This is a genomic window from Kitasatospora sp. NPDC057500 (assembly GCF_042802195.1).
In the GTDB taxonomy this organism is placed as follows: Bacteria; Actinomycetota; Actinomycetes; order Streptomycetales; family Streptomycetaceae; genus Kitasatospora.
In genome coordinates this window covers 1-1,261 of record NZ_JBHVER010000447.1, presented here as the reverse complement: position 1 = coordinate 1,261, position 1,261 = coordinate 1, and the positions used below count along the sequence as shown (strand labels likewise).

Genomic DNA, 1,261 nt, shown 5'->3' with positions numbered 1-1,261 from the left:
CCACCCACACCACCCCCACCACCAACCACCCCGTCGACCTCCCCACCTACGCCTTCCAACACCAGCGCTACTGGCTCACCCACACGCCGACCACCTCGGGCGACGCCTCCACGTTCGAGTTCGATGCGCCCGTCGCCCCAAGCGCAGAGCGCGACGTCCCGCGCTCCGCCGCCTCCCTGCTGGCGCGGCGAGTGGCAGGCCTGACGGAAAGCCAGCAGCGCCAGATGGTGTTGGAGCTGGTACGGGCAGAGGTCGCCGCCACCTTGGACTATCGCGACGCGGACGAGGTGGACGCCGATCAGTCGTTCAAGGAGCTCGGCTTCGACTCCACGATCGCGGTGGAGTTCCGCAACCGCCTCGTCGCGTCCACTGGGATCACCCTGGCGACGTCCGTGGTGTACGACTACCCCACCTCCAGCGCACTCGCCGACCACCTGACAACGAAGGTGTCACCCCTTCGCGCCGGGTCGGCGACCCCGGTGTCCGTTGCGTCGCCGGTCCAGGACGAGCCGATCGCCATTGTCGGAATGTTCTGCCGTTATCCCGGTGATGTCTCCGGAGCCGAAGACCTGTGGCGGCTGGTGAGCGAAGGAATCGACGCCATCAGCGAATTCCCGGAGGACCGGGGGTGGAACCTCGACGAGCTCTATGACCCCGATCCCGACCATTCCGCGACCACCTATGCCAGGCACGGCGGATTCCTCCACGACGCCCCGATGTTCGACCCTGCTTTCTTCGGAATCAGTCCGCGCGAGGCCACTTCCATGGACCCTCAGCAGAGAATCCTGCTGGAGACTTCATGGGCGGCGCTGGAGAATGCCCGCATTGAGCCGAGTTCCCTGCGCGGAAGCCAAACCGGCGTGTTCATCGGCGCGACGTCCCTGGACTACGGTCCGCCCCTGCATGAGGAGACACCCGGTTACGAGGGCTATCGCCTGACCGGCAGTACCAGCAGCGTGGCGTCCGGCCGGATCGCCTACACCCTGGGTCTCGAAGGCCCTGCGCTGACGGTGGACACGGCGTGCTCCTCGTCGCTGGTCTCCATGCACTTGGCCAGCCAGGCCCTGCGCCGAGGGGAGTGCTCGCTCGCGCTCGCCGGCGGCGTCACGGTCATGGGCTCGCCGGGCATGTTCGTCGAGTTCAGCAAGCAGCGTGGGCTCGCTCCCGACGGTCGGTGCAAGCCGTTCGCGGCGGGTGCGGACGGCACGGGCTGGGCCGAGGGTGTGGGGTTGGTGGTCCTGGAGCGGTTGTCGGACGCCCA

At 67.8% G+C, this 1,261-nt stretch carries 1 protein-coding gene; it reads left to right on the top strand.

All coding sequences use genetic code 11. The features are described 5' to 3' along the window. Nucleotides 1–1,261, top strand: a 1,261-nt coding sequence (locus ACFU74_RS37315; protein ID WP_380764584.1) for a beta-ketoacyl synthase N-terminal-like domain-containing protein, incomplete at both ends; no start/stop codon positions are given.